The following is a 16,801-nucleotide window of genomic DNA, read 5'->3' on the forward strand; positions in this document are numbered from 1 at the left end:
AGCTTTTCTGAAGGCCAAACAAGCCGCCGGTGGTCTGCTCGCAATGTCGGTGATCATGGTAACCCGGTTCGATCCCTTACTCCGTCCACAATCTTGCCCGGAAAGAGCTTTGCCGCCAGAGCAGCGCAACCCAGAGCGCATGGAGTAGCGCCAATACCCATTCAAAGGCATTGTCTAGTTGACTGTACAAGGCAGGTACTGCGGCAGTGAGGATAACGGAGAGAATTCCCACCGCCAGTAACGCCCTGTACGGCTGATACTGGTGCAACTGTCCCAGTAGGGTATGCACCAGGATATGTAGCCTTCGAAGACAGCAATGACAAACGTATCATGAATGGTGAGCAGCAGGCTTAACGCCGCTGCTAATGCTAACCACCACAAAGGAATGCTGCGGCGCCGGATTGCCCTATTCATCCCGCCCCCGACAACTCAGACCTCCCCCAACTGTCAACAACAGTGAACATTGACCGCATTGGGGGCGCGGCGCTTTACGGGCTTTTAGTACTGTTGCTGACACAATATTAAATGCAACCGCCGCTATCAGCCATGAATTATTACAGGTCCGCAGTCTTGTGTCGTTTAACTCATGCAATACACGCCCATCAATCTCTAATGCGTATAATAATGATTTATATTTAATTTACCTCAAAGGATTTGCACATGACGTCAATACTCGTCCGCGACCTCTGGCCCTGTCAATCACCCTGCTTTTGATGGCCGGATGCAGCGGCAATCAGGACGCTGCCAACGCACAACACAGCAGAGAGCCAACGGCAGATAAGGCACCCGCATCCACGCCGACCAAAACTGACGTTGTTAGCCATTATGCAGATCTGGCGCACGCCACGTTCCAGGATGCGGTGACAACGGCCGAGGTTCTTGGCGAGGTAGTGGACGCAAGATTGTGGCCAGTTTGCTAATGGCGGCGACCCCGAAGTCAGCGACAAAGTGGCAGGCTTTATCACCTTCTACGCCAGCAGCCTTGCAGTTCCCGCCCGTCGCGCCATGGAAAACCCGGAAGTGCAGCAAGGCGCCAGACTCGTTAGCAACACGGGGTGTGCCGCCTGCCACACACCAAAGCACGACCGGTCTGGTCGCTGACCGGCCAGACCTCAGCGACCAGACGATCTGGCCCAGCCATTTTGTGGCACGGGGGCGAAGCCGAGATATCCAGGGAACAGTTCAAGGCACGATTCAGGACTGAACGTGCGGTGCTGATTGCCTTCCTGAAAGTGCCTGAAGAGGCTCCCGGTTGCACTAAAGTCTAATGTTAATTGACTTCTCAGTCGTCGGGCTTGTGCTACGATCAGTGTGGTCAATATTGTTGCTGTGCCCAGTGCTGACGCAAGACCCGAAGCCACTTGAGTTTCGGGACAGGAGGGCACAGCACTTTAAGATAATGGACGTAATACGCATGACACGTTCAGTAATAAATCAATGATAATATGACACGTTCAGTAATAAATCAATGATAATGAGGGGATTATGATACTAATGACAAATAAAAAAGCGGCACTGAGTTCAGCGCTCGCACTGGTGATGGCGGGGTTATCTTCGCCGGGTCACGCCATGGAATTCAAGGTGTCCGGCCAGGTGAATCGTGCGATCACCGTCGCGGATAACGGGAATGAGACTGATTACTCGAGTGTCGACAGCATCGGTTCCAACTCACGTTTCCGGTTCACTGGCAATGAGAAGATGGCCAACGGCATGAACGTCGGTTTTATCTATGAAATGTCAGTTGTTCAGTACGGATCCACGGAGTTCGATATCGGCAACAATACCTCCGGGGGGGGTGAGGGTGGCGTTGACCTGGATACCCGGAAAATTGACATCTATCTCGAGGGTGACTTTGGTACGGTGAGTTTCGGCAAAGGCGATGGTGCTGGCTACTACGCCAACATGATGGATTACTCCGAAACGCTCTACTTCGGTGGCGGTGCCTGGTATACCCTTTATTCTTCCGGCATCAGTTTTGTCGATGATAACGGCAACAAACTTTACAGAATTGGTGAAACCAACGGCGTCTTCAATGCCGTTGGTCGACAAGAGCGTATCCGCTACGACAGCCCGTCGATCGGCGGTCTGGTGCTGTCGACCAGTCTCGACAACGGCAATGCCTATGAACTGGCGGCCCGGTACCACGTAGATTTTCCGGGTGCCAAACTGGCCACGGGGCTGAGCTGGGTTGATGCTAATGATCTGGAGATTCCGACCTCGCCCACCGATGGACAGCCACTCACCCCTGGGTCGGAATTCAAAGAGAAGCAAGTCCTTGGTGCTTCGGCGTCTTTGTTGCTGGACGGTGGCCTGAACTTTACCGTCTCCTACGGTAATGAGGAAACCGACGCAATGGCCAATGCGGGGCAGGCTAATCAAGAAGGCTATGATGCGACCAACCTATTCGGTCAGGTAGGCTACTCGACTGGCGCTCATCACTTTGCAGTCAACTATGGCGAGACCAAAGATCTGATTGTTGAGGGAACCAAGGGAAGCCAGATTGGTCTGGCATACGTGTACGACTGGTCGAGCGCGGTCCGCTTGTACTCCTCGTATCACCTGTATTCGCTTGACCTGCCTTCGTCGGTCAAGACCGCTGAAGGATGGGGCGATGCCAACGATATCAGCCAGCTCTATGCCGGTATCCGGATCGCCTTTTAACCAACGGGTCTGACCTGAATAACAGACAGGAGTAAAATATGCACAAACTGCGGTTATGGATAATTCCCGTGCTGGTAGTAGCTCTGTCGGGCTGCGGACTTAATGTGGTCCGACCCGCTGACACGACGCCGATGCCGGGAGAAGACCGCCTGCCTGATGGACCAGGCCTGTTTGCCAGCAGTCCCGATGACAGCGCCCGGGAGGGATATTCTATCCTGTCGGGTCGTTGCTCAGATTGTGCGACCAGTCAACGCGCCGGAGGGAAGGCGGCCCCGGACTCTGACACCTACAGAAGCTTCGAAGCCTTCAGGCGGATGGACCCAGACTCACAAGAATACAGGGAATTTGAGAAATGGCTGGAATGGAAACAGTTTCGCCAGTGGAAATCCCGGCAGCAATGAGGCTCGGAGGTGAAAAACTCTACCGTGCCCCGTGCCGACTGTTATGATATAACGCAGCCCCGCTCAACTTTCCTTTCTCTGGCAGATGCTTGTCACTTAATGTGTAAGCAACGATCCAGACTTTGCTGAGAAGGTTTTCGATGTCGTTGGCCTGTACCTGAATCCGCCGAATAACGCGCTGGTGCTGTCGGTTGACGAAAAAACGCAGATCCAGGCACTGGATCGCACTCAACCAAAGCTGCAACTGAAACCCGGCCAGATCGAGCGCCGTACCCACGATTACAAGAGGCACGGGACGACCAGCTTATACGCGGCCCTGAATATCCTGAACGGCGAAGTGATTGGGCGCATTACACAACGCCACCGCGCCAAAGAGTTTCTCGATTTTCTGCGACAAATTGATCGAGAAACACCGAAAGAGCAGGACCTTCATCTGATTCTGGACAACAGCTCGACTCACAAAACACCAGAAGTGAAGGCCTGGCTGGAAAAGCATTTCCGGTTCAAGCTTCACTTCACACCCACCAGCGCCTCTTGGCTGAATGCCGTGGAGGGCTGGTTTGGTCAACTGGAACGCCGCGCTTTGTACCGTGGCATTTTTACCAGTGTCGGCGAACTTAAGAAGGCGATTCGTCGCTTTATCCAAACTCATAATGAGAAACTGGCAAAGCCGTTCCGCTGGCACAAGAGTGCAGAATCGATTATGACTTCAGTGACGCGAGCAAAGCTGAGTGTTATTGATAATAAATAAACGGATTACCCAGACGGGACACTAGCAGAGCTCCCCAAATGCCACAAGAAATTAACCCATAGCAACCGGTCAGGCGATGTTGCCTATCGGGTTTCCTAAGGCCAGGCAATCCGGCATCGGAGGTGATATGGCCGCCGGAGTAATCGGTTTCAATCTGGCGGCGGACGGTGGAGCGAAGGGAAGTTTTTCAGGTATAATCCCGGGCAGCGGCGGTTGGTGTTGGTTTCGCGTGTAGGAGCTTGAAATTATAGCACCTGCAGCCGTTTTCTTTTGTCCCCTATGAGAAATCCGGGCCATTTTAAGAGCAGAAGGATGTTGTAATTACCCCAGGATATTGGCCCGTCGATAAAGTAGTGCGTAATCAGCTACTCACAGGAAAACGGCACGGCAATTGCCTATTCAGGCTGTTGCTGATACTTTCGTTGCTGCTCGCCGCGCAGCACCTTGCCATGCATGACATCGATGGTGCTGGCGGGGGCCCGGTCGGGCATCAGGAATGTCTGCTCAATCACCTGCCTTATGCTCAGTTATCCCCGCCATTACCCGGTCTTCCGTTACTGATTCCGGCGCTGTTTCTGGAAATACCGTACAGCCAACACTTCCACCGGATTTTTATCCACCCCTGGCTGGCCCGCGCACCACCCCTGTTCTGATCTGTCTCTGTTTACCCGTTTAATTGATGAGCAAGTGCGCAGTGCACGGTTACTGCGTGCCTGCTCGGGGATTCGCACGATAAATCAATTCAGGAATACGTAATGATTGGCAACTATAACCGGTTATCGCCGGCAGCCATCGTAATGCTCGGCTTATCCATGACAGCAGGGGCTGTTCCGCTTGCCTACAGTGCCGAGGCGGTTCACGACAGTCATTGGTCCGGGGACCTGCGGGTGGGCGCCAATATGGATCTGATCGCCGAAGCCCGGGATTTCGGTGCTGATATGAACCGCCAGGTGCTTGACCTGCGTGAAGTGGAGGTTTCCCTGGAATCGCAGATCAATCCTTGGCTCTATGGGATGATATTCCTGACCCGGCCGTCCGATGAGGACATAAGTGTCGAGGAGGCCGCAGTGATCGCCGACCTGGGAAGAGGGTTCAGGCTGAAAGCAGGGAAGTATCGTAACGAGTTCGGATTGCTCAACACCGTTCATGAACCGGAACGGCCACAAGTCTCACTTCCCTTGCCAGTGGAGGAGTTTCTCGGCGAAGAACAGCTTCGGGAGACGGCTGTCACCCTGGGTCGTCTCACCGATCTGGGCAACGGCTACCGTGCCGGCATCAGCGGCGCCGTGTTCAATTCCGACAACGATGCGGCGTTTGATGCCGGCCAGTCCGGTGACAAGGCCTTTGGCGGCAAACTCTATTTTGGTCGTCAGGCCAGTGACATGGCCTACCAGTGAGGTCTCAGTGCCCTGACCGGCAAGAACGATACGGGCGGTACAACCGATATACAGGCGCTGGATTTCCGCGTCCTGCTCGAACCGGAATTTGCCCGGGGCTACGATTACCCGGCACGTTTTTCCTGGATGGGCGAGGTCCTGTTCAACCAGCGGGAAATCGCCCCTGGCGTCAGCAACAACGCCAACGGCGCCTGGACACTCGTGGATTACCAATTCAAACCTGCGCATCATCTGGGCGCGGGTGCCGAATACACTCAGGGGCGACTGGATAAATCGCTGACGTCCAGGGCTTATTCGGCGCATTACAGCTGGTATTACTCGCCCCATGCACGATTGCAGGTACAGGCGCGTCGTCTTGACGTTGATGGCGGCGACAGCGGCATGGAAGTATTGCTGCAGTGGAATATCGTTCTGGGTGCCCACAGTGAACGGCCATTCCTTGCCATTCTTCCGATGGATGACAAAATGTAACCTGGAGAAAACACAAAAACCCGCCCGGATTCGAAAGGCGCCGGGCGGGTTGATATTTATCGGCCCTGACGATATGGGCAGTCGCACGGCCAACAATCCGCCCGGGCACGCCGGAATCATGGCAAAATGGCCGCTTCCCCATCTTTGACAAACCCCCTGGCCTTGCTAAAGCTTGTAGTGAGCGATCAGTTGACTCCTTAATGTTTGCATGGTTTGTGCAATAACAGGCAAGCAGCCATTATGTATGGATAACACGCTAAGGAAAGGGCTATGTCGAAGTTGTCGGATGAGGATTATCGAAGTATCCCGCTCAATGCCACACTGGCGCTTGCCGCGTTGGTAGTGATTATTGCGGGAATGAAAGTGGGCGCGGACCTGTTGGTGCCGCTACTGCTGGCGGTGTTTATTGTCGTGGTGTGCACCTCACCCGTGCAGTGGCTGCATCGCTGCGGTTTGAGTCGGCGGATGTCGGCGTTGATTACGCTACTGGTGTTGGTGGGTTTTATATCGCTGATTGGCCTGTTGGTGGTCAATAGCTTCAGTACCTTTGTTGAAGCGCTGCCTGATATTGAAACCAGGCTTTACGAGCACTACTGGGACTTGCTCAATGCGCTGGCCTCTCATGGGTTGGCTATCGACCCCGACCAGCTCAGTTCGATGTTTGCCATGGAGGAGAGCGGCTCCTGGGTGGCCACACTGCTGGGTGAGATTGGCTCGCTGTTTATGCAGGGCAGTATCGTCGCGCTGCTGGTGATTTTCATGCTGTTCGAGACGCTGAATTTTCGCGATAAGGTGTCCCGGGCGCTTGAAAATCCGGCACCGAGCTTGGAGCGGTTTAGTGAATTTAGCCTAACGCTAAAACGCTACTTGGCGGTTAAAACCGTGATTAGTTTGGCAACCGGTGTGTTGGTCTGGCTCTCGTGCCTGCTGGTGGGCGTTGAGTTTCCGCTGCTGTGGGGCGTATTGGCATTTGCGCTTAACTTTATTCCTAATATTGGCTCGGCGTTGGCTGCGATTCCGCCGGTACTGCTGCTGTTGGTTTCTCAGGATGGCGGTGTGCTGCAGGCGTTTCTGTTGGCATCGGCGTACTTGGTCATCAACTTTATTTTGGGCAATTTGATTGAGCCTAGAGTGATGGGGCAGGCGCTGGGGTTATCCACCTTTGTGGCGTTTCTTTCACTGGTGGTGTGGGGGTGGGTCTTTGGCGCGGCGGGCATGCTGCTGTCGGTGGTGCTAACGATGACGCTAAAGATTGCTCTGGATAGCCACCCTCAAACGCGCTGGATAGCCCATCTATTAGGGCCGGGTAAGCAGCGTAATGTACAGATGAGACGCCCTGGAGACGCGCGTCGGCCGCCTTGGAAGCGGGGTGAGTGGGCGAAGCGAGAAGAAAGCGACGCTTAGGCAGGCAATGCCAATAAGAACAGAGATACCGCTGGCAGTGCCAGCGGTAACGTTACCAGCTTAGGCGTTTTGGTCGATAAACTGGGTCAACTGCGACTTAGATTGCGCACCAACCAGTGAAGCGACTTTAGTGCCGGATTTAAACAGCATGACGGTGGGTACACCGCGGACGCCTTGTTCTGCGGCAATTTCAGGTGCATCGTCAACATTCACACTGACGACTTTCAGGTTATCGCCACGCTCAGCGGCCACTTCATCAACAACAGGTGCCATGACTTTACACGGGCCGCACCAGGGGGCCCAGAACTTCAGCAGGACAGGCTGTTCGGCGTTGAGGACTTCTTGCTCAAAATTGGCGTTGGTGACATCAACATTGTTAGCCATTTGCTTCTCCCGTTTGCGTTGCTCTTGCTGTTTCGTTGCCTCAAGTGGAGCAACGGTCATTACGCGAAATATTAGCGCATTTTCACCGCGCCAAGTTTGCCAGATGTTAGCGTGCGCGAAGGGTGCTGGCAAATTCTTGATGCGATTTGTCCTTAAATAGAAAAAATTAATAGATGTTCATAGCCTCTATTTTTTATACTATAAGTGAATTACGAGGCGTTTTTTTATTCAAAAATGTGCTCATTGAGCCATGAAATTGAGCCACGAAACCGCGCGCTTGGCTAAGCACACAGTGGCAGCGTGAGGATGCGCTTTTACGTGCTTCCTGCATAGATTATAGGGTGAGGATATGAAGCTACAGCAACTTCGCTATATCTGGGAAGTCAATCGACACAACCTGAACGTCTCGGCAACGGCGCAGAGTTTGTTTACCTCTCAACCGGGTATCTCAAAGCAGATTCGTTTGCTGGAGGATGAGCTAGGCGTTGAAATCTTTGCTCGCAGTGGAAAACATTTAACCCGCGTCACTCCTGCTGGGCAGTCGATTATCGAGCTAGCAGGCCAGGTACTTAAGCTGACCGAAAATATCAAGCAGGTGGCGCAAGAGCATAGCGACGAGCGCCGCGGGAGCCTGGCGATTGCCACGACCCATACTCAGGCTCGCTATGCGCTGCCGCCGATTATCAGTGAATTTACTCTGAAATACCCCGAAGTGGCGCTGCATATGCAGCAAGGCACGCCTAAGCAGATTGCCCAGATGGTGAGCGAAGGGCTGGCAGATTTTGCTATTGCGACGGAGTCATTAGAGCTATTTACCGATTTAGTGCTGTTGCCGTGCTACCGCTGGAACCGTTGCGTACTGGTGCCCAAAGAGCACCCACTGGCAGCGCTGGATGGCCCGCTAACGCTTGAGGCCCTGGCCGAGCATCCACTGGTGACTTACGTGTTCGGGTTTACCGGGCGTTCACAGTTAGACGATGCATTCAAAGAGAAGGGCTTAACACCCAATGTGGTACTAACCGCTGCCGATGCCGATGTGATCAAGACTTACGTTCGCCTAGGTATGGGCGTTGGCATTGTCGCTCACATGGCCGTAGATCCGGTGCTAGATAGTGACCTAGTGGCTCTGGATGCCAGCCATTTATTTGCCAGCTCCACCACTAAAATCGGCATTCGGCGTGGCACCTTTATGCGCGGCTATATGTACGACTTCTTGGCTCGCTTTGCGCCTCACTTAACCCGTGACCGGGTGGACGAAGCACTCATGGCCGGGCCGCGCTTTGAACAAGCGCTGTTTGAGGGTGTAGAACTGCCTGAGTATTAAGTGCTATTTCATTTTAAGCCCAGGCGGGAAGCCTGGGCGTCGTGCTGGGTATTGGTAGCTTTATTGGTAGCTTAGTGCTGAAGGTGTAGCCCGCATTCGCGTTTCTCTTCTACCTTGGTGGGGTCAAAGTAGTCGAAGTTGTTGGGTAGGTCGTGGGCCTCTAAGTAGTAGTACATATCTTTAGCGGTCCACTGCAGCAGTGGGGCGACTTTTAGTAAGCCGTCGCTATTGCGGCTAACCACCTGCATTTTAGCCCGTTCGGGCGTGTCTTCGGCACGTAGCGCGGTAAACCACACATCGGGTTGCATCTCGCGTAGTGCGCGCTCAAATGGTTCAAGCTTCACTTCTTGAGTAAAGGCATCATGGCGCGGGTCATCAATGCCGGGCATGGGGCCTTCCAGCGCTTCGCGGTGGGCGCGAGTACGCTTTGGCAAAAAGCTGACAATGTTTAAATTGAGGCGCTGGATCAGCGCATCGGCGAACTGGTAAGTCGCCTCGGTGTTGTAACCGCTATCCATCCAGACAATGGGGATATCAGGGCGTACTTGCGTCACCATATGCAGAATGACCGCTTCGAAGGGGCGGAAGTTGGTGGTGCAGATAGGGCGTTCGCCCTGGCTGAACGCCCACTCAATCAGTTCTTGAGGGTTGTTGGCAAAGTCGCGATTAATCTGTTCAAGCGTTGAGGACATGCGGCCTCCTAAGTGAAAAAGTGTGCAATGCCCCTAGGCTACCAAAGGCGGGGGGCTTCTCCCCAATACCGTTTGGTTAGGCTTTTATATTTCTTTTTGATGTAAGAACGTTGATCGCTTATTCCAAAGCGTCTATTAAGTGGCGGATCTTATCCAGCGTTTCGGTGTACTCTTCATCTGCTTTTGAATCCGCCACCAGCCCGCCGCCACCCCACACGTGGAGAGCGCCATCGTCAGCCACCATTGTGCGTATGGCAATGGAGGTGTCCATGCTGCCGCGAACATCGATATAACCTAGGCTGCCGCAGTAAACGCTGCGCTGGCAGGGTTCCAGCTCATCAATAATCTGCATCGCCCGTATTTTTGGCGCGCCGGTAATCGAGCCGCCAGGAAACGCGGCGGTGAGCAGCGAAAGCGGTGAGTGCTGGGCAGCAAGTTGGCCCTGTACCACGCTGACTAAGTGGTGCACGTTGGGATAGCTCTCAAGCTGGCACAGCTGCGGCACGCGAATAGAGCCAGGTGTGCATACGCGCCCTAGGTCATTACGCAGCAAGTCCACAATCATCACGTTCTCCGCGCGATCTTTAGTACTGCTGAGCAGCTCGTCCGACAGGGCACGATCCTCTTCTGGGGTTCTTCCTCGTGGGCGGGTGCCTTTTATCGGGCGGGTTTCCACCAAGCCGTCACGGCACTGGATAAAGCGCTCAGGGGAGAGTGATAAAACAGCTTGGCTACCCCATGCCATAAAGCCTGAAAAGGGCGTAGGCGTTGCTTCACGCAGTTTAAGGTATGCCTGCCACTCGTCTCCTTGATAGCGGGCCGAAAAGCGCTGGGCCAAATTGATTTGGTAGCAGTCCCCCGCAAGGATATAGCGCTGTACCGCCGCAAAACGCTCGGTATATTCTGCCTGGCTAAGTTCGGCTATAAACGGCTGTGTGAGCCGAAAGGCGTGGCTAGGTGTTGCTGGTTCGTTTAACCACTCCATTACCTGCTTGCGCCGCTGTTCGCTGCCTACCAGCCACGCTTGTTCGGTGACGTGGTCAAATGTGATACACCAATCAAACAGCCCTAAACGCGCTAAAGGTAACTGGGTGACGGGCGGGTGCTGGCTGGGTATGTCTGCATGGTTGCGGCCAAGGTCATAGCTCCAGTAACCCATCAGGCCACCTAAAAAGGGGAGCTCGCTCTTGAGGTTGGCTGTGGGTAGCTGCTCTAAAAGCCACTGCTGCTGTGCATGGCTGTTGCCCATCAACGATGGGGGGAGTGTCAGCGTGTCAGACTCAAACGCTGTGTGGCCATCTGGCGATATTTTTAGCGTAGCGAGGGGGTCACTGCTAAGGATGTCGTAACGCCCGGTTGTGGCCTTCGGACGGCCGCTATCGAGCAACACCGCACCGGGGCGTTGCCTGAGTTTGGCAAACAGTGCCAAAGGGTCGGAAGAGTAGGGCAGGGCTGTAATCGTCAACGCCGTTGTCATGAAGCAAACGCCAGGCCAGTGAGGGCGCCATATTTTATAGGTCGTACCACCATCGCACCAGCAGAAGCCATCGACGACTTTCTCACGCTTGAGGTGCGAGCTATTCTAATTTATTTGATTGTTGACAGTTGCTTCCCGGGTCCATACCCGCTTGCAACGAAAGACGTATAAAAACGCCTATTTTGCATGGTTGACGAGGGAAATAGAGAGGGATAAAGTTCCTCTATTCCTTGATTGTCGACAATAAGCCATGACGTTACTTGCTACAACCTCCTCGCCTTCCGATGAAGCCTCGTCCGAGCCGGTCTCACCTGAGGTGCGTACGCTCGCAGAGCGCGTGTTTCATCAGCTGCAAAGCGCCATTGTGCGCGGCGAGCTAGCGCCAGGCAGTAAAATTACCGAGCCAGGGCTATCCAAAACCTACGGTATCTCCCGTGGGCCGCTGCGTGAAGCCATGCGACGCCTGGAAGCTCACCGCTTGATTGAACGCGTGCCCCACGTAGGCGCGCGGGTGGTCAAACTCTCCATGAAAGAGCTGCTGGAGCTCTTCGACGTACGCGAAGCCTTAGAGAGCATGGCTGCCCGCTTGGCCGCCGAGCATATGTCGCCTGAGGAGATTCAGGGCTTACGCGATGTACTGGCGGTGCATGAAAGCCAGGGCGACTTAAAGCGCGGTGAAGCCTATTACCAGCGTGAAGGCGACCTGGATTTCCATTATTGCATTGTTCAAGGCAGCCACAACAAGATGCTGATGAACCTGCTTTGCGATGACCTTTACTACCTAGTGCGCCTCTATCGTACCCAGTTTAGTGCCAGCGGTACGCGCCCCCAGCGGGCATTTGTAGAGCACCACCGTATTGTGGACGCTATTGAAGCCGGTGACGCTGAACTTGCCGAGCTATTGATGCGCCGCCATGTCAGCGCTTCTCGTGCCAATGTCGCTGACCGCTATGCCGCCATTCTCGAACAACAATCAACAACATCTGCCGACTAAAGGAGCTAACGCCCATGTCTACCACACCATCATCCAAGCTTACCCCTGGGGCACGGTTTCGTGCCGCGCTTGAAGCCAATCGCCCGCTGCCGATTTTAGGCACCATCAACGCCTATACGGCCATGATGGCTGAGCGTGTAGGCCATCAAGCCATTTATCTTTCGGGTGGTGGTGTGGCGAATGCATCGTTTGGCCTGCCGGATCTAGGTATGACCACCATGAACGACGTAGTGGAAGATGCACACCGCATCTGTGGCGCCACTGAGTTGCCGCTGCTGGTGGATATCGATACAGGGTGGGGCGGTGCGTTTAATATTGCCCGCACTGTGAAAGAGATGCAGCGGGCAGGCGTGGCGGCTGTTCACTTGGAAGACCAAGTAGCGCAAAAGCGCTGCGGCCACCGGCCGAACAAAGCCATTGTCTCGCAGCAGGAAATGGTAGACCGCATCAAAGCCGCCGCCGATGCCAAGCTGGACCCCGATTTCTACCTCATCGCACGCACCGATGCGTTCCAAAAAGAGGGGCTGGACGCTGCCATCGAGCGGGCGAACGCCTGCGTGGAAGCAGGTGCCGACGCTATCTTTGCCGAAGCGGTACATACGCTGGATGACTATAAGGCATTCTGCCAGCGAGTAAATGCTCCCATTTTGGCCAACATTACCGAGTTCGGCGCGACGCCGCTGTTTAGCCAGCAGGAGCTGGGTGAAGTGGGTTGCCGCATGGTGCTCTACCCGCTCTCGGCGTTCCGGGCCATGAATGCCGCCGCGTTGAAGGTGTACCAGAGCATTCTAGATAACGGTCATCAACGTGAGGTGGTCGACACCATGCAGACCCGCGATGAGCTGTACGGCTTTTTGAATTACCACGACTTTGAGCAAAAGCTTGACGCGCTGTTTGCCGAGCAAAAAGACGTTTAACGAAAGCGAGCTCTTTAGCTAACAGCGCTAATTTACTAACAACACTTATAAAACTAATAAGTACGTCAGGAGAGATAACATGGCTGATAAACCGCTAGCAGGCGCAGGACTTCGGGGGCAGAGCGCAGGTGCGACGGCCCTATGTACCGTGGGTAAAACCGGTTCCGGCCTCACCTATCGCGGCTTTGATATTAAGGAGCTGGCTGAAAAAGCCAAATTTGAAGAAGTCGCCTACCTGCTGTTGAAAGGCAAACTGCCCAACCAGGCGGAGCTTGACCACTACATTGCCAAGCTAAAAGGCCTGCGTGGCCTGCCTGATGCGCTGAAAACCGTGCTGGAGCAGATTCCTAAAGACGCTCACCCGATGGACGTGATGCGTACGGGGGCCTCCATGCTGGGTAACCTGGAAACCGAGGAGAGTTTTGACGAGCAGCAGGATGTGGCGGATCGTCTGCTGGCGGTGCTGCCCTCGATTATTTGCTACTGGTATCGCTTCAGCCATGACGGCGTGCGTATTGATACCGAAACTGATGATGCCTCGGTAGGTGGCCACTTCCTACATATGCTGCGCGGCGAGCCAGCCTCTGAGCTTCATGCTCACGTGATGAACGTCTCGCTGATTCTCTATGCCGAGCACGAGTTCAATGCTTCAACTTTCACCGCTCGGGTATGCGCTTCTACGCTTTCCGATATGCACTCTTGTATCACCGGCGCGATTGGCTCGCTGCGCGGCCCTTTGCATGGCGGTGCCAACGAAGCTGCCATGGCGATGATCGAGAACTGGGCATCGCCAGAGGAAGCAGAGCGGGAAATGCTCGGTATGTTGGAGCGTAAAGAGAAGATCATGGGCTTTGGTCACGCCATCTATCGTGAGTCGGACCCGCGCAACGCTATTATCAAAGAGTGGTCCAAAAAGTTAGCTGAAGATGTAGGCGACACGGTGCTCTATCCGGTGTCGGTACGCTGTGAAGAGGTAATGTGGCGGGAGAAGAAGCTGTTCTGTAATGCGGACTTCTTCCATGCCAGCGCTTACCACTTCATGGATATCCCGACCAAGCTGTTTACACCGATTTTCGTGATGTCCCGGGTGACTGGCTGGGCAGCGCATGTGTTCGAGCAGCGTGCCAATAATCGAATTATTCGCCCCAGTGCTGATTACATCGGCCCTGAGAAGAACGAATGGGTACCCATCGAAGCGCGCGACTGATCGGTTGCGAGGTGACTAAGTGAGAGGCGTTATGAACACGAATTATCGCAAGCCGCTACCGGGCGTTCTGGTAGAGGGCGAGCCGGTAGAGTTCTTCGATGCACGCCAAGCGGTCGAGGATATCCAGCACGGCGCCTATGCCAAACTGCCCTACACTTCGCGTGTATTGGCCGAACAGCTGGTACGTCGCTGTGACCCTGAGCTGCTCACCGATGCTCTAAAACAGCTCATTGAGCGCAAGCAGGATTTAGATTTTCCCTGGTACCCGGCACGGGTGGTATGTCACGACATTCTTGGCCAAACCGCGCTGGTAGATTTAGCTGGTCTGCGTGATGCCATTGCCGACAAAGGCGGTGATCCGGCCAAGGTCAACCCGGTTGTGCCCACTCAGCTTATCGTCGACCACTCGCTGGCCGTCGAACATGCGGGCTTTGAGAAGGATGCCTTCGAGAAAAACCGCCAAGTAGAGGATCGTCGTAACGACGACCGCTTCCACTTTATTAACTGGACCAAGCTGGCGTTTGAAAACGTCGACGTGATTCCTCCCGGCAACGGCATCATGCACCAGATCAACCTGGAGAAGATGTCCCCAGTGGTGCAGTGCCGCCCTGATGAGCAGGGCGTGCGTATTGCCTATCCAGATACATGTGTGGGTACCGACAGCCATACGCCGATGGTGGATGCGCTAGGGGTGATCTCCGTAGGTGTCGGTGGCCTGGAGGCGGAAAGCGTGATGCTGGGCCGCGCCTCGATGATGCGCCTGCCGGATATTGTCGGGGTCGAGCTCACTGGCAAGCTGCAGCCGGGGATTACCGGCACGGATATGGTGCTGGCGATTACCGAGTTTCTGCGTAAAGAGCGCGTAGTGGGCGCTTACTTAGAGTTCTACGGCGAAGGCGCTGACGCGCTGACCGTGGGCGACCGCGCCACGATTTCCAATATGACGCCGGAGTATGGTGCCACGGCGGCGATGTTCTACATCGATAACCAAACCATTGAGTATCTCAAGCTCACTGGGCGTGAAGATGAGCAAGTCGCGCTGGTGGAAGCGTATGCCAAGCATACTGGGCTATGGGCAGATGATCTCAAGAGTGCCTATTACGAACGGGTATTGACGTTTGATCTCTCAAGCGTGGAGCGCACGTTGGCTGGCCCTTCTAACCCCCATGCCCATCTGCCTACTTCCGAGCTGGCAAAGCGGGGTATCGCCATCGACTTGGATAAAGCCCGGGCCGATGAGCAGGCAGGCAGAATGCCGGATGGTGCGGTGATTATTGCCGCCATCACCAGCTGCACCAACACGTCTAACCCGCGCAATATGGTGGCGGCTGGGTTGATTGCTCGCAACGCCAACCGGTTAGGGCTGACCCGCAAACCGTGGGTGAAGTCGTCGCTGGCCCCTGGCTCAAAAACCGTCAAGATGTACTTAGAAGAAGCGCACTTGATGGATGAGTTGGAGAACCTCGGCTTTGGTGTGGTGGCCTACGCCTGTACCACCTGTAACGGGATGTCTGGTGCGCTGGAGCCGCACATCCAGCAGGAAATCATCGACCGCGACCTGTACGCCACGGCGGTGCTTTCCGGTAACCGAAACTTTGACGGGCGTATCCACCCCTACGCCAAGCAGGCGTTTTTGGCCTCACCGCCGTTGGTGGTGGCGTATGCCATCGCAGGCACCATTCGCTTTGATATCGAAAAAGACGTGCTGGGGTATGACACGCAGGGTAATCCGATCACCCTCAAGGACATCTGGCCCGACGATAGCGAAATCGATGCCATCGTGAAGTCGTCGGTGAAGCCCGAGCAGTTCCGCCAAACCTATATCCCGATGTTTGATCTGGATAAGAGTGCGCGCACGCAGGTAAGCCCGCTCTACGAATGGCGGCCCCAGAGCACCTATATTCGCCGCCCGCCCTACTGGGAAGGCAACATGGCGAAAGAGCGTGGGCTGAAGGGCATGCGCCCGCTGGCGATTCTGCCGGACAACATCACCACCGACCACCTCTCGCCCTCCAATGCCATCATGCTCGATAGCGCAGCGGGGGAGTACTTGCACAAAATGGGCCTGCCGGAGGAGGACTTTAACTCCTACGCCACCCACCGCGGTGATCACCTGACCGCCCAGCGGGCAACGTTGGCGAACCCGAAACTGTTCAACGAAATGGTCCACGACGAGCAGGGCAAGGTGCTGCAGGGGTCGCTGGCGCGGATCGAGCCGGAGGGTAAAGTGACCCGCATGTGGGAAGCCATCGAGACCTATATGGCCCGCAAGCAGCCGCTGATTATTATTGCCGGAGCGGATTACGGCCAAGGCTCATCCCGTGACTGGGCGGCCAAAGGCGTTGCCCTTGCGGGGGTAGAGGCCATCGTCGCCGAGGGCTTTGAGCGTATTCACCGCACGAACCTGATCGGTATGGGTGTTATGCCGCTGCAGTTCGAGGAAGGGACCACGCGGAAAACCCTAGAGTTGGACGGCACGGAAGTCTTCGATGTGGAAGGCACGCCCGAACCGCGCGCCATGCTCACCCTAGTCATTCACCGCACCAGTGGTAGCACCGAGCGCGTGCCAGTGGTTTGCCGATTGGATACGGCCGAAGAAGTGACCATCTATTCTGCCGGTGGCGTGCTGCAGCGTTTTGCTCAGGACTTTTTGGAATCCTCCGTTGCCTAGTCGTCTCAGCGCGATGGTAAGGGGGTAATGAATAGCGAATAGCCTGGCCG

Annotated in this window: 14 protein-coding genes and 2 pseudogenes; 12 read left to right on the forward strand and 4 right to left on the reverse strand. The window is 55.0% G+C overall.

The window, feature by feature from the left end; all coding sequences use genetic code 11:
- The first annotated feature begins 948 nt into the window (after positions 1-948).
- The 4 genes and pseudogenes from NH344_RS18345 to NH344_RS07865 all read left to right on the forward strand — a co-directional run.
- Positions 949-1,101 (forward strand): di-heme oxidoredictase family protein, encoded by a 153-nt coding sequence (locus NH344_RS18345; protein ID WP_197746112.1) that lies wholly within the window; start codon positions 949-951, stop codon positions 1,099-1,101.
- Entirely contained in the window at positions 1,056-1,268 is a 213-nt protein-coding gene (locus NH344_RS18350) for a di-heme oxidoredictase family protein (protein WP_074210778.1), read from the forward strand. Before NH344_RS18345 ends, NH344_RS18350 begins: the two co-directional genes overlap by 46 nt.
- Before the next feature lie 226 nt (positions 1,269-1,494).
- Positions 1,495-2,661 carry a porin gene (locus tag NH344_RS07860; RefSeq protein WP_172416041.1) on the forward strand — a complete coding sequence of 389 codons (1,167 nt, stop codon included), beginning with the start codon at positions 1,495-1,497 and terminating at the stop codon, positions 2,659-2,661.
- Between the two features lie 504 nt (positions 2,662-3,165).
- Positions 3,166-3,813, forward strand: a pseudogene (locus NH344_RS07865) (IS630 family transposase); the annotation flags it as partial.
- A gap of 67 nt (positions 3,814-3,880) precedes the next feature.
- Here the strand turns inward: NH344_RS07865 and NH344_RS07870 are convergent.
- Positions 3,881-4,011, reverse strand: a pseudogene (locus NH344_RS07870) (IS1380 family transposase); the annotation flags it as partial.
- 557 nt (positions 4,012-4,568) lie between these two features.
- Between NH344_RS07870 and NH344_RS07875 the strand changes: the two are divergent.
- From NH344_RS07875 to NH344_RS07885, 3 genes are all read left to right on the forward strand, one after another.
- Entirely contained in the window at positions 4,569-5,210 is a 642-nt protein-coding gene (locus NH344_RS07875; RefSeq protein WP_172416042.1) for a hypothetical protein, read from the forward strand.
- A 126-nt stretch (positions 5,211-5,336) separates the two neighbouring features.
- The gene (locus tag NH344_RS07880) at positions 5,337-5,681 is read left to right on the forward strand and encodes a hypothetical protein (protein ID WP_044628123.1); all 345 of its coding nucleotides are present in this window, start codon (positions 5,337-5,339) and stop codon (positions 5,679-5,681) included.
- A 270-nt stretch (positions 5,682-5,951) separates the two neighbouring features.
- The gene (locus tag NH344_RS07885; protein WP_044628122.1) at positions 5,952-7,085 is read left to right on the forward strand and encodes an AI-2E family transporter; all 1,134 of its coding nucleotides are present in this window, start codon (positions 5,952-5,954) and stop codon (positions 7,083-7,085) included.
- A 60-nt stretch (positions 7,086-7,145) separates the two neighbouring features.
- On the opposite strand, the gene trxA is transcribed toward NH344_RS07885, so the two are convergent.
- Complete coding sequence (gene trxA, locus NH344_RS07890) at positions 7,146-7,529, reverse strand: thioredoxin (RefSeq protein WP_074210775.1); 384 nt, start codon at positions 7,527-7,529, stop codon at positions 7,146-7,148.
- Positions 7,530-7,818: 289 nt separating this feature from the next.
- Between trxA and cysB the strand changes: the two genes are divergently transcribed.
- Positions 7,819-8,793, forward strand: a complete 975-nt coding sequence (gene cysB, locus NH344_RS07895; protein ID WP_044628121.1) for an HTH-type transcriptional regulator CysB — start codon at positions 7,819-7,821, stop codon at positions 8,791-8,793.
- A gap of 71 nt (positions 8,794-8,864) precedes the next feature.
- Here cysB and NH344_RS07900 read toward each other — a convergent pair whose 3' ends face one another.
- Complete coding sequence (locus NH344_RS07900) at positions 8,865-9,485, reverse strand: phosphoadenosine phosphosulfate reductase family protein (RefSeq protein WP_044628120.1); 621 nt, start codon at positions 9,483-9,485, stop codon at positions 8,865-8,867.
- A gap of 118 nt (positions 9,486-9,603) precedes the next feature.
- The gene (pabB, locus tag NH344_RS07905; RefSeq protein ID WP_044628119.1) at positions 9,604-10,962 is read right to left on the reverse strand and encodes an aminodeoxychorismate synthase component I; all 1,359 of its coding nucleotides are present in this window, start codon (positions 10,960-10,962) and stop codon (positions 9,604-9,606) included.
- A gap of 250 nt (positions 10,963-11,212) precedes the next feature.
- Here pabB and NH344_RS07910 point away from each other — a divergent pair, with 250 nt between their 5' ends.
- From NH344_RS07910 to acnD, 4 genes are all read left to right on the forward strand, one after another.
- Positions 11,213-11,956, forward strand: coding sequence for a GntR family transcriptional regulator (locus tag NH344_RS07910; protein WP_044628118.1), 744 nt, complete (start codon positions 11,213-11,215; stop codon positions 11,954-11,956).
- 14 nt (positions 11,957-11,970) lie between these two features.
- A complete protein-coding gene (gene prpB, locus NH344_RS07915; RefSeq protein WP_044628117.1) occupies positions 11,971-12,873 on the forward strand; it encodes a methylisocitrate lyase in 903 nt (300 codons plus the stop codon).
- Between the two features lie 79 nt (positions 12,874-12,952).
- The gene (gene prpC, locus NH344_RS07920) at positions 12,953-14,080 is read left to right on the forward strand and encodes a 2-methylcitrate synthase (RefSeq protein WP_044628116.1); all 1,128 of its coding nucleotides are present in this window, start codon (positions 12,953-12,955) and stop codon (positions 14,078-14,080) included.
- A gap of 31 nt (positions 14,081-14,111) precedes the next feature.
- Positions 14,112-16,751: a Fe/S-dependent 2-methylisocitrate dehydratase AcnD gene (gene acnD / locus NH344_RS07925; RefSeq protein ID WP_044628115.1), complete on the forward strand. Its 2,640-nt coding sequence runs from the start codon at positions 14,112-14,114 to the stop codon at positions 16,749-16,751.
- The last annotated feature ends 50 nt before the right edge of the window (positions 16,752-16,801 follow it).

The organism is Halomonas sp. Ps84H-12, from assembly GCF_024124725.1.
Lineage (GTDB): Bacteria > Pseudomonadota > Gammaproteobacteria > Pseudomonadales > Halomonadaceae > Vreelandella > Vreelandella aquamarina.